Origin of the sequence: Mesorhizobium sp. B2-6-2 (assembly GCF_006440615.1) — a bacterium.
GTDB lineage: Bacteria > Pseudomonadota > Alphaproteobacteria > Rhizobiales > Rhizobiaceae > Mesorhizobium.
Window position 1 is genome coordinate 485,944 of record NZ_VFUG01000002.1, and the last position, 23,505, is coordinate 509,448.

The following is a 23,505-nucleotide window of genomic DNA, read 5'->3' on the forward strand; positions in this document are numbered from 1 at the left end:
TCGCCCCGTTCACGGGGAGAGGGACAGCGAGGTCGGCTTGCCGACCGAGCAGGGTGAGGGGTAAGGCAGGCGCTGAATTCTGATTGGCTGGGCGCTGCCCCTCATCCGCCCTTCGGGCACCTTCTCCCCGTAAACGGGGCGAAGGAAAAACTCACCGCCCTTCGCGATACCACATCGAGCCGATGGCGAGCAGCAGCAGGCCGAGGCCGAGGAAGCCGCCGAACAGCGGCACGCGCGACACGGCTTTGAGCGTGCTGTCGTCGGTGGTGCGCAGGCCTACCCAGTCGTCGCCCGACGCGGCCGCTGAAGAGCGGACGGGAACGATCGACGGCAGTGTCAAGCCGCCGGCGAGATTGCCGAGCGTCGACGACGGAGCCAGCCGCCGCACGCTGCCGCCGGTCGCCTCGGCGGGCGCCTTCAGCCGATCCTCGGTCGAGATCACGTCGGAAAATTCCGGCGCGTTGATCGGGCCGACATGGGCAAGCGCGGTAAGGTCGCCATTGCCGATCTGGTAAAGGCCGATCTCGCCGGTCTGCAGGCTGCCGGTGAAGATGCCGGGTTCGGCTTTCTCGAGCTTCACCGTCACCGCCTTGCCGGATGGCGTGATGACCTGGGCGGGACCGGGATCGTCGCTCATCGTCTGGCGGCGGATTTCGAGCATCATGCCGCGGCCGTCGGCGGTCAGCCGTTCTTCTTCCAGTTCCGGCTCCTTCATAAGCCAGTGGGCGATGCGGCGATAAAGCTGGACATGCGGCCCGCCGCCCTCGAAGCCGCGCGCCCATAGCCAGCCCTGGTCGGACAGGAGCATGCCGACACGGCCTTCGCCCTTGCGGTCGAGCAGGAGCAGCGGCCGATCGTCGGCGCCTTTCATCACCACTTCGCCTTCCGGGTTCTTGACGCCGATGGTGCGGAACCAGCGGCTCCAATGCGGCGGCTCGCTTGCCGAGCCGTCGAGCCCGCGCGTCACCGGATGGCGTTGGCCGAGATCGGTCAGGCGCGGATAGAAGGCCTTGTCCACCACCTCGCCGGTCGGCATGGCCGGCAGCGCGGCATTGAGCGGCGTGCGGGCAATGGAGTTCTCGCCGGCATATTCGGGGCCGGCGGCAATCAGCAGCGCGCCGCCCTTTTCGACATATTCGGAGATGTAGTCGTAATAGAGGATCGGCAGCACGTCGCGGTGCTGGTAGCGGTCGAAGATGATCAGATCGAAATCCTTGATCTTCTCGACGAACAGCTCGCGCGTCGGGAAAGCGATCAGCGACAGCTCGTTGATCGGCGTGCCGTCCTGTTTTTCCGGCGGGCGCAGAATGGTGAAGTGGACGAGATCGACCGATGCGTCCGACTTCAAAAGGTTGCGCCAGGTGCGCTCGCCGGCATGCGGTTCGCCGGAAACCAGGAGCACGCGCAGGTTCTCGCGGATGCCGTCGACCAGGGCAATCGCCCGGTTGTTGGCGTCGGTCAGCTCGCCGGGCTCCCGGTCTATGCCGAGCTGGACGATGTTGCGACCGGCATTGGGTATCGTGACCGAGAGCTTCATCGGCTGGCCGACGGTCGCGTGCTCGACCGAGACCTGCTCGCCATTGACCGAGACGCGCACGTCCACCGGAGCACCATCGCCTTCCGTCGAGATGACGCGGTAGGTCATGTCGAGCGGCTTGCCGACGAGACCGAAGCGCGGCGCGTTCTCGAAGCGGATGCGGCGGTCCTTCTCATGCTCGTTGCCGGTGATCAGCGCATGCAGCGGCGCGTTGAACTCCGGCGCGCCGGCCGGCGCATCATGCACCTCGCCATCGGTGATCATAACGGCGCCGCCGATGCGCGACGGCGGCACGTCGCGGAAGGCGCCCTCCAGCGCGCTGAATAGCCTGGTCTCGGTGCGCTCGTCGGCGGCTTCGGACTTGCCGGCCTCGACGACACGGACATCGAACTGCTTGAAGCGGGCAAGACGCTGCTGCAGGCCGGCCAGCGCTTCGTCGGTCTGCTTGGTGCGGTCGCCGATATCCTGGCTCTGGCTGCGGTCGACGACGAGGGCGACGATGCTCTTCAGCGCCTCGCGCTCCTCGGCGAGGAAAACAGGATTGAGCAATGAAGCGGCAAGCGCGAGCAGCGCGACGAAGCGCAATGCCGAGCCGCGTTGGCGGAACCACAGGCCGACAAGCGCCAGCAAAAGCAGCGGGACGAAGAGCAGGCCGAAGAGCGGCCAGGAGAGAAGCGGTTCGAAGGAGAGCGACCAGTTCATGCGCTACTGCCCCAGACGTTCGAGCAGCACGGGCACATGCACCTGATCGGACTTGTAGTTGCCGGTCAGCATATACATCATGATGTTGACGCCGGCGCGCAGCGCGTAGACGCGCTGCATCGGATCCGGCGGCACGGTCGGCAGCATCGGATCGCCGTTCTCGTCGATGGCCCAGGCGCCGGCGAAATCATTGGCAGTGATCATGATCGGCGAGACGCCGTCGCCGGTGCGCACAGGGCGGTTCTCGGTGTTGCTGGCGTCGAGCGAGGCCTCGACCCAGAGCGGGCTGCCGTTGAAGCGGCCGGGGAACTCCGGAAGGATGAAGAAGGATTTGGTCAGCACGTGGTCCGACGGCACCGGCTCCAGCGGCGGCACGTTGAGATTGCCGAGGATGTCGCGCAGCCGCTCGGTCGCCGGACTTGCCGAGGCGGCGCCGATGCCGTTCGAAAACTGGTCGCGCGTATCGAACAGAACCGTGCCGCCCTGCTGCATATAGGCGTCGATGCGGGCGATCGCCGCCTGGCTGGGCATGGGCGCCGTCGCGTCGATCGGCCAATAGATCAGCGGGAAGAAGGACAGCTCGTCCTTGGCGATGTCGACGCCGGCCGGCGGCCCGGGCTCAAGCGCGGTCTTCTCGATGAGGAAACGGGTGAGGCCCTCGAGGCCGGCGCGGCTGATCGAATCGACGCCCGGCTCGCCGGTGATGACATAGGCGATGCGGGTTTTCGAAATATCCTCGATCGCCTGGGTGTCGCCGGGCTTGGAATCGTCGGCGCGGGCAAGATCGGCATGGCCGATGAGGCCGCCCAGCACGACCAGAACGGCCGCGGCGGTCGCCGCCGTGCCTGCGCGGCGCGGCCGGCGCGTCAGCAGGCCGCCCATCCAGAACACGGCCAACGTGTCGAGCACCATCAAAAGGAGCGCGATGGCGACCAGCGGCCCTTTGAGATTCTCCGATTCATCGAAGGCGTAGGGGATAGCCGTCACCGGCAGCGAAACCTGCGGGCGCGCCAGCGGCGTGAATATGCTCGAAGCGTTGAGCAGATTGTGCGCGAACACGCCGGTCTCCGAGCCGTAAAGGCCCGGCGGGTTTTCCAGCGTCACCGGCAGCGGACCGGCGCCGGGCACCAGCGGCCGCGCATCCGGCGAGGGCGGTGTCAGCGTGCCGTCGGCGCCGATCATGCGATAGGGGGCGAGCGACGCGGCGGCGGCTTCGGCATTGGCGATCGCGGCGCCCTGGTTGCGCGACAATTGCACGACACGCCGCAGCATCTCGACGAAGCTGCCGGAGATCGGCAGGTTCGACCAGGTCGCCTCTGGCGTGACATGGAAGAGCACCAGCGTGCCCTTATCCTTCTTCATGCCCGTCACCAATGGCGTGCCGTCGGCAAGCGTGGCCCAGGTACGCTCGACGATGTCGGGCGTCGGCTCGGCCAGGACCTGCCGGCTCACCGTCACCTCGGAGGGCGGGGAAAGATCGGCGAAAGGACCGTTCTTCGGGAATTCGGTGACCGCCTGCGGCGTCGTCCAGGACAGCGCGCCGCCCAGCGCGCGCTCGCCGCTGCGCAACCTGACCGGCAAAAGGTCGTCGTCATTGCCGGACGCCGCAAGGCGGGGACCGGCAAAGCGCACCAGCGTGCCGCCCTTGTCGACCCAGTCGACCAGCCGCTGCTTGACCTGCGCCGGGATGGTGCCGACGTCGGCCATGATGATCATCGCCGGCTTCTGGTCGAGAAGCTGCGGAATGGCGTCGGCGAGATCGGCGCTCGACGGCTCGACAAGGTCGGCGAAGGGCTGCAGGGCGCGGCGGATGTAATAGAGCGGCGACAGAAGCGGCTGCGCCTGGTCGGCCTCGGCCTGCGACAGAAGGCCGACGCGGCGGCGTTTCGAGCTCTCGTCCAGCACGCGCACGGCGCCGGCCTGATGCTCGCCGTCCAGCGCGATCGAAGCGAAATCGTTGCGCAGCTCGAAGGGGACCGCCATCGTCCCCGTGGCGGCGGCTTCGCCCGGCGCGAAGGTCAGCGTCGCATCGGCGATGCGGCGGCCCTTGTCGTCGAAGGCGCCAGCGGTGACCTGCGCCGGCGCCGGATTGCCCGGCGCGCGAATGGCGCTCAAAGCGAAACCATCGACCTGGTTGTCGGCGCCGATCAGGCCGGTCACGGAAGGCCGGTCGGACGTGGCCCAGACCAGCCGTGTCGCGTTCTTTTCGAGCAGCGTCCTGAAAGCGGCCTCGTCGCCTTTGGCGGCAAGCCCATCGGCGAGCACGGCAACGCTGGCGCCCGGCAGGCGCTCCAACGCGGTGGCGACGCGGGCGTAGACGGCGGGCCTGTCGGTGGGAATCGGCCGCGGCTTGGCGGCGCGCAGGTGATCGAGCGCGGCCGAGGCGTCGAAAGGACCGATCTCGGCATTGGGCTTCTCGGCGGTGAAGGCGATCACGACCGGCACGCCGTTCGAGCCGGCATCGGCGATCAGCCGCTCGGCGGTGGCGACGCGCTTGTTCCAGTCGGCGGCGCTCGCCCAGCCATTGTCGACGACAAGCGCCAGCGCGGCGCCCTCCGCCGGCAGTTTTTCGCGCGGATTGAAGACCGGCTCGGCCAGCGCCATCACGATGAGCGCCGCCATCAGCAACCGAAGCAGCGTCAGCCACCACGGGCTTTGCTGCGGAGTTTCCTCGCGCCTCAGGACCCGGGCGAGGATTCTCAGCGGCGGGAAGACCTCCGTCTGCGGCCTGGGCGGGGTGAGGCGCAGCAGCCACCAGATCACCGGCAGGGCCAGAAGGCCCCACAGCACCATGGGCGCCCCGAACGAAAGCGGCAGCCAGCTCATGCGACCGCCCTTCCGAAATTGGTGCCGTCGGCGGTCATCGCCATGTGGACGCGCACCAGCGCCTCGGAGGCGACGCGGTCGGTGTGGTTGACGGTGTAGCTCCAGCCGAGACGCTTGCACCAGGCGGCCAGTTCGTCGCGGCGGGCCCGGTAAAGCAGGCGATATTCCTCGGCCAACATCTCGGCGCGGCCGGCGGTCAGTTTGTCGCCGGTCTCGGGATCGGTGAACTCGGTGCGGCCGGCATAGGGGAAGGTTTCCTCCGCCGGATCGGCCACCTCGATCAGATGCGCGCGCACGCCGTGGCGGGCGAGCACGTCGAGCCAGGCCATGGTTTCCTCGACCGGATCGAGGAAATCGCTGACCAGCACGATGTCGCAGAAGCGGCGGATGGCCGACAGATCGGGCTTGGCCGGAAGCGCGGCGGCGTGGCCGAGCTGGGCGGCGATGCGTTCGGCGCCGTTGCGGGCGGTGAACGGGTCCGTCAGGCCCGGCCAGGCGATGCGCTCGCCGCTGCGCGACAAGAGCTCGGCCAAGGCGAGCGCCAGCACCAGCGCGCGCGATTGTTTGGAAACGCTTGCCGCGGCGGATTTGTAGAGCATGGAAGGCGAGGGGTCGGCCCAGAGCCAGACGGTGTGCGCGGCTTCCCATTCGCGGTCGCGCACATAGGTGTGGTCATCCCTGGCGGAGCGACGCCAGTCGATGCGCGAGGAATCGCCTTCCACATAGGGCCGGAACTGCCAGAAATTCTCGCCGATGCCGCGCTTGCGGCGGCCATGCCAGCCGGCGATCACCGTGTTGACGATACGGCGCGCCTCGACCAGCAGGTCCGGCACCAATGAAGCCCGCAACCGGCCGCGAGCGAGCGCGTCGCGCGTCGCAACCGGTGCCTGGACCTCGCCTATTCGACCCATCAGACGCCTTTTGCCAGCTTCGCCACCACGTCGCGCACGGAAGTGCCTTCGGCGCGGGCGGCGAAAGTCAGCGCCATGCGATGCTGCAGCACCGGTTCGGCCAAGGCGCGAATGTCGTCGACCGAAGGCGCCAACCTGCCATCATATAGGGCGCGGGCGCGGGCGCACAGGGTCAGCGCCTGGCTGGCGCGGGGGCCGGGGCCCCAGGCGACGTGCTTGTCGGTCTCGGCATTGCCCTGGCCGGGCCGGGCCGAACGCACCAGCTTGAGGATCGCCTCGACGACGCTTTCCGGCACCGGCATGCGGCGGATCAGCGTCTGGATTTCCCTCAGCCGTGCCGACTGCAGCACATTGTCGGCCTTGGCCTCGTCGACGCCGGTGGTTTCCAGCAGAATGCGGCGTTCCGCCTCGATCTCGGGATAGAGGATGTCGACCTGCATCAGGAAGCGGTCGAGCTGAGCTTCCGGCAGGGGGTAGGTGCCTTCCTGTTCCAGCGGATTCTGCGTCGCAAGCACGTGGAAGGGCGCGGGCAGGTCGTGGCGGGCGCCGGCGATGGTGACGTGATATTCCTGCATCGCCTGCAGCAGCGCCGATTGCGTGCGCGGCGAGGCGCGGTTGATCTCGTCGGCCATCAGCAATTGCGTGAAGATCGGCCCGGAAATGAAGCGGAAGGAGCGCTTGCCGAACTCGTCCTGTTCCATCACCTCGGAACCGAGGATGTCCGACGGCATCAGGTCGGGCGTGAACTGGACGCGGCGCGAATCGAGGCCGAGCACGATGCCCAGCGTCTCGACCAGCTTGGTCTTGGCGAGGCCCGGCACGCCGACCAGCAGCGCATGACCGCCGGCCAGCAGCGCCACCAGCGTGCGCTCGACGACCGTCTCCTGGCCGAAGATCACCCTGCCGACCGCGTCGCGAATCCTGGAGATGTCGGCCAGCGCCTTTTCGGCTTCCTCGATCATCGCTTTTTCGCTGATCGGGCTTTCCTTGATCATCACGCTCATGCCGTTCGATCCTTGTGGTTGGAAATGCCGGCCTGCACTCTCGATGCCGCAGAATGCCGCGATTCGGCCTCACCTGGCGCCTGTAATTGAACTTAAATCACAGACTCGGGCGGACAAGGCTGACAATCGGGACAACAGTGACTATTTCGTGACCATGGCCGAACGCAGCGAACATCGTGAACAAACGCCGGACGAACAGAGCGCCGGCGAGCACAGCTTGAGCAAACAGAGCCTGATCGGCGCCACAGAGGCGCGCGGCCTGGAGGCGCTGATCTCCCGCGCGGCCCGGGCCGGCAAGGGGCCGGCGCCGGTCGAGCGCTGGAATCCGGAGTTCTGTGGCGACCTCGACATGGAGATCAAGGCCGACGGGACCTGGTTCTATCTCGGCACGCCGATCGGCCGCATGCCGCTGGTGCAGCTCTTTTCCAGCGTGTTGCGCAAGGATGCCGACGGCAAGACCTATCTGGTGACACCGGTCGAGCGGGTCGGGATCCGCGTCGTCGACGCGCCCTTCATCGCCGTCGAAATGAACGTGTCCGGGCGCGGGAACGACCAGGTCGTCACCTTCCGCACGAATGTCGGCGATGTCGTCGCCGCCGGCCCCGGCCATGCGCTGCGCTTCGTCGACGAGGACGAAACCGGCGGACTGAAACCCTATGTGCTGGTGCGCGGACGGCTGGAGGCGCTGGTGGCGCGTCCGGTGATGTATGAACTGGTCGAACATGGCGAGGAGATCGACATCGGCGGCAAGGCGATGTTCGCCATCCGCTCGGGCGGCGAGGTCTATCCGATCATGCCGGCCGAGAAGCTGAAGCGGCTGAGCGCGTGATGGACCAGGTGACGCCGGCGGCGTTTTCGGTCGCGGATTTTCGGGCGCGCGTCGCGGCGCAAGCGGCGATCGTTCCCGGCGACGATTTCGGCGATCATCGCTTCAATCCCGGCCATCCCAGGCTCACACACATTAAGCCGCTGCGCGACGCGGCGGTGCTGATTCCCGTGGTCGACCGCCCCGAGGGCGCCATGGTGCTGCTCACCAAGCGCGCCGAGAGACTGCGCAGCCATTCGGGCCAGGTGGCTTTTCCAGGCGGCACCATCGATCCGACCGATCGTGGCCCTGAAGGCACGGCGCTGCGCGAGACCTTCGAGGAGATCGGCCTCGAACGGGATTTCGTCGAGATCATCGGCCGCATGCCCGACTACGTCGCCGGCAGCGGCTACCGCATCGTGCCGGTGCTTGCCATCGTGCGCCAGGGTTTTTCGCTGACGCTCAATGCCGATGAGGTCGACGCGGCTTTCGAGGTGCCCTTGAGCTTCCTGATGGATCCGGCCAACCACGCGCGCGACAGCCGCATGTGGAACGAGCTCGAATGGTTCTTCTACGAGATGCCCTATGGCGGCCAGCGTATCTGGGGCGTCACCGCCGGCATCATCCGCACGCTCTATGAAAGGCTTTATGGTTGACCGCTGAGGCGTCACTCTCGGGCAGGGCCGATTGGCTGGCCGACAAGCATCTGCAGAAGCTTCTTGCCGCGCTGAAGCAAGGCGGCGAGGAAGCGCGTGTCGCCGGCGGCGCGGTGCGCAATTCGCTGATCGGCCAGCCGGTCGCCGACATCGACATCGCCGCGACCACCGTGCCCGAGGAAACGGTCCGGCGCGCCGAGGCGGCCGGTTTCAAGACGGTGCCGACAGGCATCGAGCATGGCACAATCACGGTGATCGCCGGTGGCAAGCCTTATGAGGTGACGACGCTCAGAGCCGATATCGAGACCGACGGCCGGCGGGCAAAGGTGATCTTCGGGCGCGACTGGAAAGCGGATGCCGAACGGCGCGACTTCACCATCAATGCGCTCTACGCCGAAGCGGACGGCACGGTCGTCGATCTCGTCGGCGGTGTCGCCGATATAGAGGCGCGGCGGCTGCGTTTCATCGGCGACGCGGAGGCGCGCATCCGCGAGGATTATCTGCGCATCCTGCGCTTTTTCCGTTTCTTTGCCTGGTATGGCGACGGACGGCCGGACGCGGAAGGGCTGAAGGCCTGTGCAAGGCTGAAGGACGGGCTTGCCCGGCTTTCGGCCGAACGCGTCTGGTCCGAGCTGAAGAAGCTGTTGTCGGCCCCCGATCCCTCGCGCGCGCTCTTGTGGATGCGCCAGGCAGGTGTGCTCACCGCCGTGCTGCCGGAAAGCGAGAAATGGGGCATCGACGCGATCCATGGCCTGGTCAGGGCTGGAAAGGATCTTGGCTGGGCCGCCGATCCTGTGCTGAGGCTGGAGGCGATCGTCCCGCCCGACGCCGAGCGCATGAAGACGCTTGGCGAGCGGCTGCGATTGTCGAACGACGAGGCCGGCCGCCTGCGGCGTTGGGCGGTGACCGTCGCGCCGGATGCCAAGGTGACCGAGACCGAGCTGGCCAAGAAACTCTATTACGGCGATCGCAACGGCTATATCGACCGCATTCGGCTGGCGCTCGCCGGGGCGCGGACACGCGCGGTTGAGGACAATCAGGCGATGATGGAGGCCGGCGGCTTTTCACGCCTGCTCAATTTCACGCTGAGATGGGAAAAGCCGGTGTTTCCGATCAAAGGTGCCGACCTGACCGCGCTTGGCGCGTCGCCGGGACAGAAGCTTGGCGCTACGCTGAAGAACCTCGAGAAGGAATGGGTCGAGTCTGGCTTCACCCTGGAACGCGGCGTGCTGATGGAACGCGCCGCGCAGGCTCTAGCGATCTAGACGGGCCGGAACGGCCGGTGCCTGTCAGTGTATGGCCACAGGAGCGAGAGCGCGCGAGAGACTTGCTTCGCCCTTGCCGTAGACAGACGGGTCGTAATTGGCCAGCGTGTCGGTGCGGGCCGTGTTGAGCAGGTCGTTCGTGATCTGCACCGGCGTCGCCTTGGTGAACTTGCTGCCGATGATCGCAGCATAACCGGAGATGATCGGCGCGGCAAAAGACGTTCCGTAGAGCCCGGTCTTGTCACCCTCGACGCCGACCACCAGGAAATGGCCCTGCACAGCCTGGTTGGAGCCGGCATAATCGGAATACCAGGCGAGCTGGGCCTTGTTGGCTGTGGTTCCGTTCGTCGACAGCGCGCCGACGAAGATCGCGGTCGGTTTGCCGATCAGGGCAAGGTCGAGATAGTCCTGCTGGCCACCAGTGACCCCGCCGACAGCGACCGCGTCGTTGCCTGCCGCCTTCGAGACGATGGCCGAACCCTTTGTGGCGTAGGAGATGATCGAGGACTCCTCTGGAGCCCACCAGATCTGGTTCGCGCTGTAGCCCGCGGTTGTGTACATGCCGTAGCTCAGGTTGAGCACGTTACGGCCGCTCGCCAGCGAAACGGCCGTGCCCGTCGAGAAATCCTTGGAGCGGATGGTTGCCGCGGGAGCGATCATGCTTGCTTCCTCACGCGTCCATTCGCCGTGTCGCTGGGTCTGCACGCCGATCCCGAAATTGCCGGAAAAGCGCGAGGTGCTGCTGAAGTCGTCGACCATCGTGATGGTGACGCCCTTGCCCTTGTAGCCGGCGGCCCATGCCGCGCCGACGTCGGGGCTCATCCAGTTCTGTATCGTTTGCGTCGTGCGCGCGACCGGTATCTTTGCGCTCACGCAGATGGAGCCGCCGCCATGGCAGAGCGCCGCCGTCTCGTCCGCGCCGAGGCCCTCCTGCGCCGAGGCAATGGGCGCCGAAAGGATGGCAAGGGCGGCAACGAGGCCGAATTTCAGGTGACCAGCAGACATGTTCCAACTCCAGCCAAACAAGAACCAGGACGGGCGATCGCGCGTTTCGGGACGAGATTGATTTTTCATTCGGGGCTCCCGGCGATCAGAAAGTGAGACGATAATTCAGCCACAGATGCATGCTCTCGGGCTTGGCGCTAACCAGGTATTTCAGGGTTTCCTGCGGCGCCATCTCACCGGCCGCGAGCCGGCAATTGACGCTGTAGGAGCCCAGATCCCCGTAGTCAGCCAGGCAAGGTTTCTCGGTGAGGTTTCCGCCGATGATCGACGTTACGGACAGCGACAGGGTGCTGTTCGGATTCGGATGCGTCTGGGTGAGGAAACCGAGCTTCAGGCTGGGCCCGATGCTGTATTTGTCGCCTTGTTCGCCGGTCCCGAACCCCCAAAGGATGCCGGTGTTTTCGGTAACCTGGGTGAGCAGGTCGACATGCATGTCCACCCAGCTCGCATGGTACCATTGGTTGAACGAGACCCAGCTTCCGCTCTGAAGCTCATAGCCGCCGGCGCCGAGCCCTCTGGCACGGTCGCTCAGCGGCGACCCCTGATGCACGCCGATCAGTGAGGTGGTCATCATTTCCTGGGCGGTCGCGGGAGTCGCGCCGAGACATGCGCATAGCAGCAGCGCCGCCTCGCGCGATGTGCCTCTCTTGCCGGATCGTTCGCGCATGCGCGAAACACCTCGCCCCACCGATCCGGTCGGCGCCTTGGGTGGCGGCGAGTTCTCGGCCAGCCCCTGCAGCCGGATCATTTGCCCGACGGTGGCACGAATTCCGTTACCGCAAACTTAAATGAGACGACTCGAATATAAGTATCTGTTTGAAATGCCGGGCCGGTCCGGACCTTCCGGATCGACTCAGGCAAATTGGTTCGCAACTCGCAACAGAACCTGCTCAGCCCCTGAGCCGTCCTGATTTCGCTGCCGGTCGATCTGTTCGAAGGTGAGGAGTCCCTCAGGCCGCGTCGCGAACCTTCTGGATGCGGGAGCGTATCGCCTCGATCATCGTCTCGCGGATGACGGTTTCGCCATGCGTCTCGCGCATGTGCTCGACGGCACGGCGCATCACCTCGGCTTCTTCCTCGGCGCGCGTATGCCAGTCACAACCGGGGACAAGCGACCCGCATTGGAATTCCTTCATGGGACTTTCCTTTCCTCGTTCTGCTGGAAAACCATAACACATGCGGCCGGTTTCGGTTGCATCGAAGCCCGCGGCCAACTGCTTTTCTCTTCAAAAAAGGAAGGCGGAGCAGTGCTGCCCCGCCTTCCTTGCCGCCTGAGAACTCGATCTGCCTTTGACGGGCAGGCCGTCACTTCATGATCTTGACGGCCTCGGCAATCTTGTTCTTGCCGCTCATATCCCAGGAGACGCGAACCTTCTCGCCGGCCTGGATGCCGGGATCCTTGAAGGCCTTGGACAGGGTGAAGGTCGATCCGTCGTCCAGAACAAGGCTCATGGCCGTTCCGTCAAAGCTCTTGACCGTACCGGTGGTGTGCTTGACCGCAGCGAACGCGGCGCCACCGGAGGCGAGAAAGGCAGCGGTCGCTGCCGTCACGATAAGCTTGCGCATGGCAGGCTCTCCTGGAAATGCGGGCACCCGTTTCGAAGGCACCCGTCTCGTTCAGGGCCGTCAAGTCGCGTCGGGTCGCGGCCGACGGGAGACAAGTGATCTCCATTTCGGCCGCCGGCGCTTCCCGACCCGACGACCTTAAATAGCTCAATTTTTTCAAAAGGATATTAGACGAAAAAGAAACCCGGCCCGCCACATTGCGCGCCAAGATTCGGCGAATGGGACGACAATGCGGCCACGGCCGAGCTCACCGGATCGTTACGGCCATTTTACCTCGGGCGGCAGGCTGGACAGAATCGAGGCGACGTTGCCGCCGGTCTTGAGGCCAAAGATGGTGCCGCGATCGTGAAGCAAGTTGAATTCGACGTAGCGGCCGCGCCGGATGAGCTGTTCGTCGCGCTCGCCATCGGTCCAGTTCTGGTTGAAGTTGCCCCGCACCAGATGGGCATAGACGACGAGAAAAGAACGTCCGACATCCTGGACGAAATTGAGATCGGCGTCCCAGCCGCCCCTGTCCTCGTCAGAATGCAGCCAGTCGAAGAAGATGCCGCCGATGCCGCGCGGCTCGTTGCGGTGCGGCAGGAAGAAATACTCGTCGCACCAGGATTTGAATTTGGGATAGTCGGCCACGGCGGCGTTCTTCTCGCAGGCGAACTGCATGGCGCGATGGAAGGCGATCGTGTCGGGATCGTCCTGGGTGCGGCGGCGGTCGAGCACCGGCGTCAGATCGGCGCCGCCACCGAACCACTGGCGCGTGGTGACGACCATGCGGGTATTCATATGCACGGCCGGCACGTTGGGGTTCCAGGGATGCGCTATCAGCGAGATGCCGCTCGCCCAGAAGCGCGGGTCTTCCTCGGCGCCGGGAATCTGCTTCCTGAACTCGGGCGAGAATTCGCCATGGACGGTCGAGGTATGCACGCCGACCTTCTCGAAGACGCGGCCGCGCATCATCGACATGGTGCCGCCACCGCCGCGGCCCTCGTCGCGCTCCCAGGGGGTCTTCTCGAAATGGCCGGGCGACCATGACGCTTGCGGGCCGGTGAGTTCCTGCTCGATCTGCTCGAAGGTGGCGCAGATGCGCTCGCGCAAGGCCTCGAACCACAGACGTGCCTTCATCTTCTTCTGCTCGATGTCGCCCGGCAGGCCCACGGGAAGGTCAGGTCTTTCCAATTCGGTCTCCAGTCGCAGGCGCGCTTGCCTGACAAATGACTCGTCTTTTCAGGGCGCGATCCCTAATCTCTTGAGAGGAAGGGTCAAGTCCTGTCTGACCAAGGTGCAAGGGAGTTCCTTCGTGCGCACCCCGGCAAGACCGCCGCTGGATGGCTTACGCAAGAGGCTGGAGCGCTCACGGGCTGAGCGCGAAAACCAGCCGCGCGACGGTTTCCTGCGCGAAACCTTCGTGCTGCCGCGCCCGGATGCGCGCCTCAAGGCCAAGGAGTGGTTCGAGCGTTTTCCGAAACAGGCCTACTGGACCGAGATCGAAAGCTGGTTCGAACGCCCAGGCGACGTGATCGAGTTTACCATGCGGCGGCTGCCGGTGGCGGATTGAGGAATTTCACGGCAAAAATAGGTCGCGCAATTTTGGAGAATCTAGAATTAGGTTCTCGCCAAGTAGTTTGCCGAATTTTTCCAGCCCCATTTTCCGCGCCTCATCGAAGCTCACTGAGGTATAGAGGGTTGGCACGCCGCCAGAATCGATCCGGTAGATAGTGATGACCTTGGTCTCCTCGTCTGCTTGGATCAGGTGTCCTAGCATAGCTGCTTCCTCTCTCTGTTCGCGATAAGCGCGTTGCTCCTATTCAGGGTGCAATTAGCCGCCTCGCGCCGGTACCTTCCCTGGCCAGACGGTCGTCCCTGTTCCTCAGCGGGCATTTGTCGATCGACATGCAGCCGCAGCCGATGCAATCGGTCAGGCCGTCGCGCAATTTCTTGAGCTGGGCGATCTTCTGGTCGAGCTCGTCGCGCCAGGCTGTCGAAAGCAGGTTCCAGTCCTCGCGGTTCGGTGTGCGCTCTTCCGGCAGCGACTGGAACGCCCGGGCGATGTCGGCGAGCGAGATGCCGACCTCCTGGGCGACGCGGATGATCGCCACGCGCCGAAGCACGTCGCGGCTGTAACGCCGCTGGTTGCCCGAGGTGCGGTGGCTGCGGATCAGGCCGCGCGCTTCGTAGAAATGCAGCGCCGATACCGTAACGCCGCTGCGAACGGCCACCTGGCCGACCGTCAATTCCTTTACCGGAGCCATCTCGAACTTTTCCGCTTGACCTCAAGTTAAGTTGAGCTTGTAGCCAAGAAATGTCGATGGGGCAATTGCAGGAGAAGGCGATGTGCGCCTGGGTGAGAATGACGCCGCGAGTGGAGCCTGCGCGCGGCAACGAAGAAGGGTTCGGGGTTCTAGCCGAGCTGGCGCAGCGCTTCGCCCGCGACCATGGCGACGGACAGCGCGACATTGATGCTGCGCGCGCCGGGCCGCATCGGGATCGTCAGTCGCGCGTCCGCCGCTTGGTGGACCTGGTCCGGCACGCCGGCGGATTCGCGGCCGAACAGAAGGATGTCGCCGGCAGCGAAAGCAAAGTCGGTGTAGGCGGCCGTGGTCTTGGTGGTGAGCAGCACGAGGCGGCGCGCGTTGGTCTTTCGCCACTCCTCGAAGGCGTGCCAGTCGGCATGGCGGGAAAGCGCCGCCATTTCGAGGTAGTCCATGCCGGCCCGTTTCAGCGCCCGGTCGGAGAGCGGGAAACCAGCCGGCTCGATGATATCGACGCCGATATCGAGGCAGGCGGCGAAGCGCAGTATTGTCCCGGTGTTGCCGGCGATATCCGGCTGGTAGAGCGCGATGCGGAGACGATCGTTCATTTCCGTATCCTGCTAATAAGTGGCAGATCGGCCACAGGCGCCTCCGGCTTTCGGCGATTTCTGGACTGGCGGGTGGCCATTTTCTGCGAAGTCGAGTATATGCTGACCATCGTCAACCCGAACCGAAGGAGGGGGACCACATGATGACCATGCACTTCCAGCTCCTCTCCGGGGCACCCCTATGCCCACCGGCGGTTTCGGTACGACGATTCTTCTGACACTTTAAGTCCTCATCGCACCGATTCCCGCCGAACCCAGTTTTCGGCCTTCGAAGGAATCTTGCGATGTTTTTCAAACTGCCAAAGGGGCGCCGTGCCCCAGCTGAGCGTGTCGGGACCGATGCTAGTCGTGTCAGGACCGACGCTTGTCGTGTCCCGGCCGATTCGATCCGCGCCTTCGGCCGAATGCCGATGGTCGAGGCCGCATCACCCTTTTTAACGCATTTGCATATGGAGGACGGACCAATGTTCGATCCCTACAAGATACCGGGGTCAAGAAGCCTGCATGAACGCAAGGTGGCTACCTGGGCGCTGCTGATCGGCGAGACCTATTCGTCGGCGGTGCATGCCGAGGAACGGCGCAGGCCGCATCGCGGCATGCTGCCGGACGTCGATTTCTCGCGCGCGGTCCCCGATCACAGCCGGCCCACGCTGGTGCGCCGGATCATCCGTTTGATCCGGCCGGGCGACAGGAGCCGGGCAGGTTCCGCCCTTTCGTCCGGAAGTTCCGGGCCGTCAGGGACGTCAAACGAGCCTGTCGGCGAAATGCCGGCGAAACCCTATATTGCGCGGGATAGGGCCGGCGACGCGGATGATTCCGTATCGCCGGCCCGCAATGCCGCGCGGCCGCAAAGCCTTGCCCATCAATCCCGCGCCGCGTGAGCGCCTAGATAAGTCGAGTGCCTGGAATGTTCCGCTGGTTTGAAAACAGGCTCGATCCGTTTCCCGCCGCGGAGCCGGTCGAGCCGCCGAAGACGCTGATCGCCTTCTGCGTGCATTACACGCGCGGCGCCTGGCCCTACATCATCCTCGACGCGGTGCTGGTGACGGCGATCGCCTTTACCGAAGTCTGGATGTTCGGGTTCCTCGGCCGCATCGTCGACTGGCTGTCGGCGCAAAACCGCGAAACCTTCCTGCAGACCGAGAGCTGGAAGCTTGCCGGCATGGCTTTCGTCGTGCTGTTCGCGCTGCCGGGCACGGTATGGCTGCATTCGCTCCTCAACCAGCAGACGCTGATGGGCAATTATCCCATGCGCATCCGCTGGCAGGTGCACCGCTATCTGCTCAAGCAGTCGATGGCCTTCTACCAGGACGAGTTCGCCGGCCGCATCGCCACCAAGCTGATGCAGACCGCGCTCGCCGTGCGCGAATGCGTGATCAAGCTGATCGACGTGCTGAATTACGTCGTCGTCTATTTCCTCGGCATGCTGTTCATCGTCGGTTCGGCCGACTGGCGGCTGGCGGCGCCGCTCGCCGTATGGCTGGCCGGCTATATCGGTCTGCTGCGCTTTTTCATTCCGCGGCTTGGCAAGGTCGGCGAGGAGCAGGCCAATGCGCGTTCGACCATGACCGGCCGCGTCGTCGACAGCTACACCAACATCCAGACGGTGAAGCTGTTTTCGCATGCGCGGCGCGAGGCGACCTTCGCCAGGGAAGGCATGGCGAGTTTCCTTGGCACCGTCTACCGCTCGATGCGGCTGGTGACGGTGCTCTATGGTCTGCTCTACATCCTGAATTCGCTGTTGCTGTTCTCGGTGACGGCGATCTCGCTGTGGCTTTGGCTGGGCCAGGCGGTGACGATCGGCGCGGTCGCCGTGGTCATCGGCCTGGTGCTGCGAATGTGGGGCATGTCGCAGTGGATCATGTGGGAAATGTCGGGCCTGTTCGAGAATATCGGCACGGTGCAGGACGGCATCCAGTCGATCTCACTGCCGCGTCTCGTCGAAGACCGGCCCGGCGCGAAGGACATCGCCGTCAGCCAGGGTGAAATCCGCTTTGACGACATCCGCTTCCACTACGGCAAGCAGAAGGGCGTCATCGAGAACCTGACGCTGACGGTAAAGCCCGGCGAGAAAGTCGGCATTGTCGGCCGCTCCGGCGCTGGCAAGTCGACGCTGGTCAACCTGTTGTTGCGCTTCTACGACCTGGAAAGCGGCAGGATCCTCGTTGACGACCAGGAGATTGCGGCGGTGACGCAGGATTCCTTGCGCGCGCAGATCGGCATGGTGACGCAGGACACTTCGCTGCTGCACCGCTCGGTGAAGGAGAATATCCTCTATGGCCGGCCGGACGCGACCGACGAAATGCTCATCGAGGCGGCGCGCCGGGCGGAGGCGCTCGATTTCATCGGCGGGCTCTCGGACCATAACGGCCGCAAGGGATTCGATGCCCATGTCGGCGACCGCGGCGTCAAACTATCCGGCGGCCAGCGGCAGCGCATCGCGATTGCCCGCGTCATGCTGAAGGACGCGCCGATCCTGATCCTCGACGAGGCGACGTCGGCGCTCGATTCGGAAGTCGAGGCGGCCATCCAGGAGAACCTCTACAAGCTGATGCAGGGCAAGACCGTCATCGCCATCGCGCACCGCCTATCGACGATCGCGGCGATGGACCGGCTCGTCGTCATGGACAAGGGTCACATCATCGAGGAAGGCTCGCATGAGGAGCTCGTCGCCAGGGGTGGGCTCTACGCCCAGCTCTGGCAACGCCAGTCGGGCGGCTTCCTGCTCGATGACGCGCCGGCTGAGCCCGATGCCAAGTCGCTTCGATCCGAGATGGCTGCGGAGTAACGCGATCGCGATTGCAGCAACTCCGTCTGGAATTGCGCAAAACAAAAACTTGGAGCGGCCCGGCGGTTCCGTAAGCCGTCGAGCCGCTCCGCCATCAAGGTTACGGCGATTGCGGGGAATCGATCCCGGGCGTAACCACGACCTGGCCAGAGGCCTGCTGGCGACCAGATCGGTTGCCGGCGGATTTCCGGCGCGATGAGAGAAAAATGTTCGACCGCATCTTCGCCTGGTTCGAAAGCCGTTATTCGCCGGTGGCGCTGGCCGACGACAGGCAGCCGCCAATGGGGCTTTGGCGGTTCTACTGGTATTTCATAAGACAGTTTCGCGCCGCCTATCGGCTGCGCATGATCATCGTTGCCGTCGCGGCGGTAGTGGACGCGATGCTGCCGATTTTCGTCGGCCTGATCGTCGGCCTGCTCTCCAGCACCAAGCCAGGCGATTTCTTCGCTGCGCATACGCCGTTGCTCGTCATCATGGCGATCGTCGTGCTGCTGCGTCCGCTGTCGATGGTTGTCGATGGCCTCATCCGCAACCACGCCATCGCGCCGAACCTCATCGACCTCATCCGCTGGCAGAGCCATTGGCACGTCGTGCGCCAGGACTGGTCGTTCTTCCAGAACGACTTCGCGGGCCGCATCGGAACCAAGGTCATGCAGAGCGGCGATTCGGTGGAGATGAGCGTCAACCTCACGGTCGATGCGGTCTGGTACGCGCTGGTCTTCGTCGCGGTCGCCATCGTCGTGCTGGCGCGGCTCGACACGCTGCTGCTGGCTGTGGTGGCGGTGTGGCTGGTATTCTACTGCCTCATCTTCTGGTCCGCGATGCCCAGGATCACGCAGCGCTCGTCCCAACTGTCGGAGCGGTGGTCGCAGGTGAGCGGCCGCATGGTCGACAGCTACACCAACATCCTGACGCTAAAGACGTTCTCGACCGGCGAGCACGAAGACAAATATGTCTCGCAGGCGGTGGTCGAGCATGCCGGCACGTTTTACCAGCTGATGCGCGTTTTCACGCTGATGTGGTCGGCCCTGTTCGTCCTCAACGCGGCGCTGCTCGTCGCCATAAGCTGGCTGGCGCTGGCCGGCTGGAACGCCGGGACGATGACCACCGCGGCCGTGGCGACGGCGATCCCGTTCGCGCTGCAGATTGCCAACATCTCCGGCAGGATCCTCGATGTCGGCGCCAACGTCTTCCGGCAGATCGGCGTCGCCAGCAACTCGATGACGACGATCGCGCGTCCCATCACCATGCAGGACATTCCGGGGGCGCCCGCGCTTGTCGTCGACGCCGGCGGCATCGAGTTCGACCGGGTGAATTTCAACTACTGGCGCAAGGACGGCAAAGGCGGTGTCATCGACAATCTGTCGCTGAAGATAGCGCCGGGCGAGCGGGTCGGCCTGATCGGTCGCTCCGGGGCCGGCAAGTCGACGCTGGTCAATCTCGTGCTGCGGCTGTTCGACGTCCAGGACGGCAAGGTGCTGATTGACGGACAGGACATCCGCAACGTCTCGCAAGAGAGCGTTCGCGCGGCGATCGGCTTCGTCAACCAGGATACGTCGCTCTTGCATCGATCCGTTCGCGAGAACCTCAAATATGGACGCCAGTCGGCCAGCGACGAGGCCATGTTCAGCGCCGCCAAAGCCGCCCAGATCGACGATGTGATCGCGGCACTGACCGATCCGTACGGACAGAGCGGCTATGAGGCGCTTGTCGGCGAACGCGGCGTGAAGCTGTCCGGCGGCCAGCGGCAACGCATCGCAATTGCCCGCGTTATGCTGAAGGACGCGCCGATCCTCATTCTCGACGAAGCCACGTCCGCGCTCGATTCGGAAGTGGAAGCCGCCATTCAGGAGAATCTCTACAAGCTCATGCAGGGCAAGACCGTCATCGCCATCGCCCACCGCCTGTCGACGATCGCGGCGATGGACAGGCTGGTGGTGATGGACAAGGGGCGCATCGTCGAGGACGGCTCGCATGAGACTTTGATCGTCAAGGGTGGGCTCTACGCCCAGCTCTGGCGGCGCCAGTCGGGCGGGTTCCTGCTCGAGGAAAAGCAGGCCGCCGACGATCTGGCGACGAAAGGTGAAGCCGCGGAATGATGAAGGGCGTCTATCGCTGGTTCGAGCGCTGGGTTTATCCGTTCCGCGAGCCCGCGAATCTGCGACCGCCCGCCAGCGTCGGCGGCTTCCTCTGGCACTATGTCGGGCAGGCAAAGCTCGCCTTCTTCGCCATGCTCATCATCGGCGGCATCGCGCCGCTGGTCGAGGCAGGCCTGTTCTATTTCGTCGGGAGGCTGGTCGATATCCTCGACCAGTTGCCCGGTGAGCGCAGCTGGCACACGCTGTGGACCGCCGCCGGTCCCGAGCTCCTGTTCATGGGCGCCGTGGTGCTGGTCATCCGCACTCTGGTGGTCGGCCTGTCGGCGCTGGTCGACGAACAGACGATCACGCCCGGATTCTACAATCTGGTGCGCTGGCAGGCGCACCGACACGTCTCGCGCCAGTCCTATGCCTTCTTCCAGAATGATTTCGCCGGCCGCATCGCGACAAAAGTCTGGCAGGCGGGGCAGGCGACCGGCGACCTGATGGAAAGCTTCATCGAGGTCGTGTGGTTCATGATCGTCTATACTGTGACGACGCTGGCGCTGGTCGCGGGGCTGGATCTGCGGCTGGCGGTGCTGGTGGTGATCTGGATCGCCGCGTTCGGCTGGCTGGCGAAACTCTATCTGCCGGCAATCCGCAAGCATGCCGAGGCGACGGCCGAGGCCGGTTCGATGATCACCGGCCGCATCGTCGATTCCTACTCGAACGTGCAGACGTTGAAGCTGTTTTCGGCCGACGGCGACGATCGCTATATCCGCAGCGGCTTCGGCATCTATCTCGACGCACTGCGGCCGTTCACACGCCGGCTGACCGGCGTGCGCATGGCGCTGACCATGCTCTCCGGCATCATGATCACGGCGATCGCCGCCTTCGCCATCTATCTGTGGGTCGAAGGCTCGATCACGGTCGGCGCCGTCGCCTTCACGCTGTCGCTGGTGCTCAGGCTCAACATGCTGCTTGGAAGGCTGATGATGCAGCTCAACGGCATTCTGAGGAATCTCGGCGTGCTGGAGAATTCCAAGGCGCTGATCTCGCAGCCGCTCGGCCTGACCGACGCGCCGGACGCCAAGGAACTGATCGTCGCCGGCGGCCGCATCGACGTCAGGAACGTCACCTTCCATTATGGCAAGGGGGCCGGCGTGCTCGACGGCATCGACCTCGTCGTGCGTCCGGGCGAGAAGGTCGGTCTGGTCGGCCCGTCGGGCGCCGGCAAGACGACCTTGGCCAACCTGATCCTGCGCCTCTATGACCTCGAGGGCGGCCAGATCCTAATCGACGGCCAGGACATCGCGCATGTGACGCAGAACTCGCTGCGCGGCAATATCGGTGTGGTCAGCCAGGATACCGCACTTTTCCACCGCTCGCTGCGCGACAACATCAAGCTCGGCATGCCGGACGCGACCGATGCGCAGGTGATCGCCGCGGCCCGGAAAGCCGAGGCGCATGACTTCATCCTGGGGCTGCGCGACAACCGCGAGCGCTCTGGCTACGAGGCCTATGTCGGCGAGCGCGGCGTCAAGCTCTCCGGCGGCCAACGGCAGCGCGTCGCCATCGCGCGCGTCTTCCTCAAGGATGCGCCGATCCTGATCCTCGACGAGGCGACCTCCGCGCTCGATTCCGACATCGAGGCGGCGATCCAGGAGAATCTGACCAGACTGATGGAGGAAAAGACCGTGATCGCCATCGCGCACCGGCTGTCGACGATCGCGGCGCTCGACCGGCTCGTGGTGCTGGACGGCGGCCGCATCGTCGAACAGGGCACGCATGACGAGCTGGTGGCGCTCGACGGGCTCTATGCGCGGCTCTGGAAACGCCAGTCCGGCGGCTTCCTCTTCAACGAGGAAAGCGCGCTGGAAGAGACGCGGCCGGCGGAGTAGAACGGCATCATGTCGGTACGCATGCCTACCAATTTCGGACGGTCAGGCGCGCAGGAAAGCGCGCTCGATCTGCTCGGCCACGAAATCCTCGCCGAGAAGGCCGCAGCGCTCGGCCGCGCCGGCCGGCGTGTCGAGGAAAGCCTTGCCAGATTGCGCGAGAGCGGCGAGGGCGAGCACCGCAACAGGCTGCTCAAGGAAGCGGCCGCGGCCGTCCACGCCTACTTCATCCAGCGCGAGCTTTGCGGTCTGCGCAAGCACGATGCCGTGATCCGGGAGTACAATATCCCACGCGCGGTGCTGGTCAGGCTCGGCGCCAGCTAGGCGCTGATTTCCTGGCGAAAACGCGCCAATCGCGCAGCAAGGCCTCCGGGATTCTCGTCGGCGACGAAGTGGCCGCTACCCGGGATGATGTCGCCTTCGACATTGGACAGGCCTGCTGCCTTCAAGCCGCCGAGATAGTCGGCGATGTCGCCGGATTCGGCCGAGCCTCTGAGATAAAGAACCGGCGTGGCGATCGGCGCTCTGAGCGGGCCGGAATTGGTCTTGGCGTCCGCGACGAAAGCGCGGTACCAGTCGAAGCCGGCCTTGAGGCTTTCCGGCCGCGAATAGGCCTTGGCATAGATGTCCCTGGCTTCCGCAGGGATCGCCGATTTTTCCTTCGAAAGAATATCGAAGAAGAAATCAAAATAGGCGCGCTCGTGGCCGCTCACCAGCATCTCCGGCAAGGCCGGAATCGCATGAAAGGCGAAATGCCAGATATGCGGGTTGCGGATGACATTTTCCCACGGCGCCACGCCGGGGATGACGACGTCCATGATCACCGCGCCGGACAAATCTTCGGGCTCGTCTCGCAACAGCGCGAAGACGATCTGGCCGCCGACGTCATGACCGGCGACGATGACCTGCCGCAAGCCGCAAACGGCGATCAGCCCCTTCATCAGTCTGGCCAGATAGGCCTTTTCTCCGGTCTCGGGCGTGCCGTGTGAACCGCCGATGCCCGGCAAGTCCGGCGCGACCACGCGCTGGTCGCTGGCCAGGTCGTCGACGATTGCCTCAAAAGCATGGGAGCTCTGCGGCCAGCCATGCAGCAGCAGAAGGCCCGGCGCATCGGCCGGCCCTACGTCCCGGATCGCGATAGCCAGCCCCTCGACCTCAACGGTGCGCAGTCGCATGCTTCGTCTCCATCGATGCCAGATCGATGGAACTAGGCTGCAATCAGCCTTCGGACAGGCTCGGTCCGACGATCGGAAGAATCATTCCAGCCATTCCGTGATGAAGTGGCCGTTCTCGTGGATGTCGGTGCTTTCGAGCGGGCCGGGGCCAAGATTGGTGAATTTGTGCGGCGTGTCGGGCGGCACGATCAGGATCTGGCCGGCCGTGGCCTTGATCTCCTGGTCGCCGATCGTGAACAGGCCGGTGCCGGAACGGATGACGAAGATTTCCGCATAGGGATGCTTGTGGAGGCGCGGGCCGCCGCCGACCGTCGGCTGATAGTTGAAGATCAGGCAGGAATTGGCACCGAACTGGCCGCATTGCAGCTCGCCCATCCAGCGGTCGGGGGCGTCGGCCCAGCTGTAGCGTTCAATGACATACGCCATGGCGGCAGA

At 64.8% G+C, this 23,505-nt stretch carries 23 protein-coding genes; 9 read left to right on the plus strand and 14 right to left on the minus strand.

Features of this window, described 5'->3' with window-relative positions; genetic code table 11:
• Positions 1–151 precede the first annotated feature (151 nt).
• From FJ419_RS07700 to FJ419_RS07715, 4 genes are read right to left on the minus strand one after another with little or no spacing between them, the layout of a single operon-like run.
• Positions 152–2,239 (minus strand): hypothetical protein, encoded by a 2,088-nt coding sequence (locus FJ419_RS07700; RefSeq protein ID WP_140689206.1) that lies wholly within the window; start codon positions 2,237–2,239, stop codon positions 152–154.
• Between the two features lie 3 nt (positions 2,240–2,242).
• Complete coding sequence (locus FJ419_RS07705) at positions 2,243–5,065, minus strand: DUF4159 domain-containing protein (RefSeq protein ID WP_140689208.1); 2,823 nt, start codon at positions 5,063–5,065, stop codon at positions 2,243–2,245.
• A complete protein-coding gene (locus FJ419_RS07710) occupies positions 5,062–5,976 on the minus strand; it encodes a DUF58 domain-containing protein (RefSeq protein WP_140689210.1) in 915 nt (304 codons plus the stop codon). The genes FJ419_RS07705 and FJ419_RS07710 overlap by 4 nt, the downstream gene beginning before the upstream one ends.
• Positions 5,976–6,980 (minus strand): MoxR family ATPase, encoded by a 1,005-nt coding sequence (locus FJ419_RS07715; RefSeq protein ID WP_140689213.1) that lies wholly within the window; start codon positions 6,978–6,980, stop codon positions 5,976–5,978. Before FJ419_RS07715 ends, FJ419_RS07710 begins: the two co-directional genes overlap by 1 nt.
• Positions 6,981–7,023: 43 nt before the next feature.
• Here FJ419_RS07715 and FJ419_RS07720 point away from each other — a divergent pair, with 43 nt between their 5' ends.
• Genes FJ419_RS07720 through FJ419_RS07730 form a run of 3 tightly spaced genes read left to right on the plus strand, consistent with a single transcriptional unit; the run spans position 7,024 to position 9,706 of the window.
• Complete coding sequence (locus tag FJ419_RS07720) at positions 7,024–7,809, plus strand: DUF1285 domain-containing protein (RefSeq protein WP_246679144.1); 786 nt, start codon at positions 7,024–7,026, stop codon at positions 7,807–7,809.
• The gene (locus tag FJ419_RS07725) at positions 7,809–8,441 is read left to right on the plus strand and encodes a CoA pyrophosphatase (protein ID WP_140689217.1); all 633 of its coding nucleotides are present in this window, start codon (positions 7,809–7,811) and stop codon (positions 8,439–8,441) included. Before FJ419_RS07720 ends, FJ419_RS07725 begins: the two co-directional genes overlap by 1 nt.
• On the plus strand, positions 8,438–9,706 hold the full coding sequence (locus FJ419_RS07730; protein ID WP_140689219.1) for a CCA tRNA nucleotidyltransferase: 1,269 nt from the start codon (positions 8,438–8,440) through the stop codon (positions 9,704–9,706). Before FJ419_RS07725 ends, FJ419_RS07730 begins: the two co-directional genes overlap by 4 nt.
• Before the next feature lie 24 nt (positions 9,707–9,730).
• Here FJ419_RS07730 and FJ419_RS07735 read toward each other — a convergent pair whose 3' ends face one another.
• The 5 genes from FJ419_RS07735 to hemF all read right to left on the minus strand — a co-directional run bounded on the left by FJ419_RS07735 (position 9,731) and on the right by hemF (position 13,450).
• Positions 9,731–10,711, minus strand: coding sequence for a S8 family serine peptidase (locus FJ419_RS07735; RefSeq protein ID WP_140689221.1), 981 nt, complete (start codon positions 10,709–10,711; stop codon positions 9,731–9,733).
• An 85-nt stretch (positions 10,712–10,796) separates the two neighbouring features.
• Complete coding sequence (locus FJ419_RS07740) at positions 10,797–11,459, minus strand: hypothetical protein (RefSeq protein WP_246679145.1); 663 nt, start codon at positions 11,457–11,459, stop codon at positions 10,797–10,799.
• A 202-nt stretch (positions 11,460–11,661) separates the two neighbouring features.
• Complete coding sequence (locus FJ419_RS07745; RefSeq protein ID WP_095766497.1) at positions 11,662–11,847, minus strand: DUF1059 domain-containing protein; 186 nt, start codon at positions 11,845–11,847, stop codon at positions 11,662–11,664.
• Between the two features lie 169 nt (positions 11,848–12,016).
• A complete protein-coding gene (locus tag FJ419_RS07750) occupies positions 12,017–12,277 on the minus strand; it encodes a DUF1344 domain-containing protein (protein WP_140546196.1) in 261 nt (86 codons plus the stop codon).
• Between the two features lie 258 nt (positions 12,278–12,535).
• Entirely contained in the window at positions 12,536–13,450 is a 915-nt protein-coding gene (hemF, locus tag FJ419_RS07755; RefSeq protein ID WP_140689223.1) for an oxygen-dependent coproporphyrinogen oxidase, read from the minus strand.
• A 121-nt stretch (positions 13,451–13,571) separates the two neighbouring features.
• On the opposite strand from hemF, the gene FJ419_RS07760 reads away from it, so the two are divergent.
• Positions 13,572–13,829 (plus strand): hypothetical protein, encoded by a 258-nt coding sequence (locus FJ419_RS07760; protein WP_140689225.1) that lies wholly within the window; start codon positions 13,572–13,574, stop codon positions 13,827–13,829.
• A 6-nt stretch (positions 13,830–13,835) separates the two neighbouring features.
• Here the strand turns inward: FJ419_RS07760 and FJ419_RS07765 are convergent, their stop codons facing one another.
• The 3 genes from FJ419_RS07765 to FJ419_RS07775 form a co-directional block, all read right to left on the minus strand.
• Entirely contained in the window at positions 13,836–14,036 is a 201-nt protein-coding gene (locus FJ419_RS07765; protein WP_140689227.1) for a hypothetical protein, read from the minus strand.
• Positions 14,037–14,079: 43 nt separating this feature from the next.
• Positions 14,080–14,523 (minus strand): redox-sensitive transcriptional activator SoxR, encoded by a 444-nt coding sequence (gene soxR / locus FJ419_RS07770; RefSeq protein ID WP_140689229.1) that lies wholly within the window; start codon positions 14,521–14,523, stop codon positions 14,080–14,082.
• 149 nt (positions 14,524–14,672) lie between these two features.
• Positions 14,673–15,131, minus strand: a complete 459-nt coding sequence (locus FJ419_RS07775; protein WP_140689231.1) for a tRNA (cytidine(34)-2'-O)-methyltransferase — start codon at positions 15,129–15,131, stop codon at positions 14,673–14,675.
• 464 nt (positions 15,132–15,595) lie between these two features.
• On the opposite strand from FJ419_RS07775, the gene FJ419_RS07780 reads away from it, so the two are divergent.
• The 5 genes from FJ419_RS07780 to FJ419_RS07800 all read left to right on the plus strand — a co-directional run bounded on the left by FJ419_RS07780 (position 15,596) and on the right by FJ419_RS07800 (position 22,219).
• Positions 15,596–16,012: a hypothetical protein gene (locus tag FJ419_RS07780; RefSeq protein WP_224606058.1), complete on the plus strand. Its 417-nt coding sequence runs from the start codon at positions 15,596–15,598 to the stop codon at positions 16,010–16,012.
• A 26-nt stretch (positions 16,013–16,038) separates the two neighbouring features.
• Complete coding sequence (locus tag FJ419_RS07785) at positions 16,039–17,919, plus strand: ABC transporter ATP-binding protein (RefSeq protein WP_140689235.1); 1,881 nt, start codon at positions 16,039–16,041, stop codon at positions 17,917–17,919.
• 206 nt (positions 17,920–18,125) lie between these two features.
• Complete coding sequence (locus tag FJ419_RS07790; RefSeq protein ID WP_140689237.1) at positions 18,126–20,018, plus strand: ABC transporter ATP-binding protein; 1,893 nt, start codon at positions 18,126–18,128, stop codon at positions 20,016–20,018.
• Entirely contained in the window at positions 20,015–21,898 is a 1,884-nt protein-coding gene (locus FJ419_RS07795; RefSeq protein ID WP_140689239.1) for an ABC transporter ATP-binding protein, read from the plus strand. The genes FJ419_RS07790 and FJ419_RS07795 overlap by 4 nt, the downstream gene beginning before the upstream one ends.
• A gap of 9 nt (positions 21,899–21,907) precedes the next feature.
• A complete protein-coding gene (locus tag FJ419_RS07800) occupies positions 21,908–22,219 on the plus strand; it encodes a DUF6665 family protein (protein ID WP_140689241.1) in 312 nt (103 codons plus the stop codon).
• Here the strand turns inward: FJ419_RS07800 and FJ419_RS07805 are convergent.
• A complete protein-coding gene (locus FJ419_RS07805; protein ID WP_140689243.1) occupies positions 22,216–23,070 on the minus strand; it encodes an alpha/beta hydrolase in 855 nt (284 codons plus the stop codon). The two genes, FJ419_RS07800 and FJ419_RS07805, sit on opposite strands and share 4 nt — an antisense overlap.
• 81 nt (positions 23,071–23,151) lie before the next feature.
• The gene (locus tag FJ419_RS07810) at positions 23,152–23,496 is read right to left on the minus strand and encodes a cupin domain-containing protein (protein ID WP_140689245.1); all 345 of its coding nucleotides are present in this window, start codon (positions 23,494–23,496) and stop codon (positions 23,152–23,154) included.
• Positions 23,497–23,505: the final 9 nt, after the last annotated feature.

Coding starts and splice junctions, on each gene's coding strand:
- FJ419_RS07805 (WP_140689243.1), bottom strand. CDS start 23,070: ATGCGACTGCGCACCGTTGAGGTCGAGGGGCTGGCTATCGCGATCCGG.
- FJ419_RS07705 (WP_140689208.1), bottom strand. CDS start 5,065: ATGAGCTGGCTGCCGCTTTCGTTCGGGGCGCCCATGGTGCTGTGGGGC.
- FJ419_RS07795 (WP_140689239.1), top strand. CDS start 20,015: ATGATGAAGGGCGTCTATCGCTGGTTCGAGCGCTGGGTTTATCCGTTC.
- FJ419_RS07710 (WP_140689210.1), bottom strand. CDS start 5,976: ATGGGTCGAATAGGCGAGGTCCAGGCACCGGTTGCGACGCGCGACGCG.
- FJ419_RS07715 (WP_140689213.1), bottom strand. CDS start 6,980: ATGAGCGTGATGATCAAGGAAAGCCCGATCAGCGAAAAAGCGATGATC.
- FJ419_RS07740 (WP_246679145.1), bottom strand. CDS start 11,459: ATGATCCGGCTGCAGGGGCTGGCCGAGAACTCGCCGCCACCCAAGGCG.
- FJ419_RS07745 (WP_095766497.1), bottom strand. CDS start 11,847: ATGAAGGAATTCCAATGCGGGTCGCTTGTCCCCGGTTGTGACTGGCAT.
- FJ419_RS07780 (WP_224606058.1), top strand. CDS start 15,596: ATGTTCGATCCCTACAAGATACCGGGGTCAAGAAGCCTGCATGAACGC.
- FJ419_RS07775 (WP_140689231.1), bottom strand. CDS start 15,131: ATGAACGATCGTCTCCGCATCGCGCTCTACCAGCCGGATATCGCCGGC.
- FJ419_RS07785 (WP_140689235.1), top strand. CDS start 16,039: ATGTTCCGCTGGTTTGAAAACAGGCTCGATCCGTTTCCCGCCGCGGAG.
- FJ419_RS07810 (WP_140689245.1), bottom strand. CDS start 23,496: ATGGCGTATGTCATTGAACGCTACAGCTGGGCCGACGCCCCCGACCGC.
- FJ419_RS07790 (WP_140689237.1), top strand. CDS start 18,126: ATGTTCGACCGCATCTTCGCCTGGTTCGAAAGCCGTTATTCGCCGGTG.
- FJ419_RS07800 (WP_140689241.1), top strand. CDS start 21,908: ATGTCGGTACGCATGCCTACCAATTTCGGACGGTCAGGCGCGCAGGAA.
- FJ419_RS07765 (WP_140689227.1), bottom strand. CDS start 14,036: ATGCTAGGACACCTGATCCAAGCAGACGAGGAGACCAAGGTCATCACT.
- FJ419_RS07750 (WP_140546196.1), bottom strand. CDS start 12,277: ATGCGCAAGCTTATCGTGACGGCAGCGACCGCTGCCTTTCTCGCCTCC.
- FJ419_RS07700 (WP_140689206.1), bottom strand. CDS start 2,239: ATGAACTGGTCGCTCTCCTTCGAACCGCTTCTCTCCTGGCCGCTCTTC.
- FJ419_RS07720 (WP_246679144.1), top strand. CDS start 7,024: ATGCCGCAGAATGCCGCGATTCGGCCTCACCTGGCGCCTGTAATTGAA.
- soxR (WP_140689229.1), bottom strand. CDS start 14,523: ATGGCTCCGGTAAAGGAATTGACGGTCGGCCAGGTGGCCGTTCGCAGC.
- FJ419_RS07735 (WP_140689221.1), bottom strand. CDS start 10,711: ATGTCTGCTGGTCACCTGAAATTCGGCCTCGTTGCCGCCCTTGCCATC.
- FJ419_RS07725 (WP_140689217.1), top strand. CDS start 7,809: ATGGACCAGGTGACGCCGGCGGCGTTTTCGGTCGCGGATTTTCGGGCG.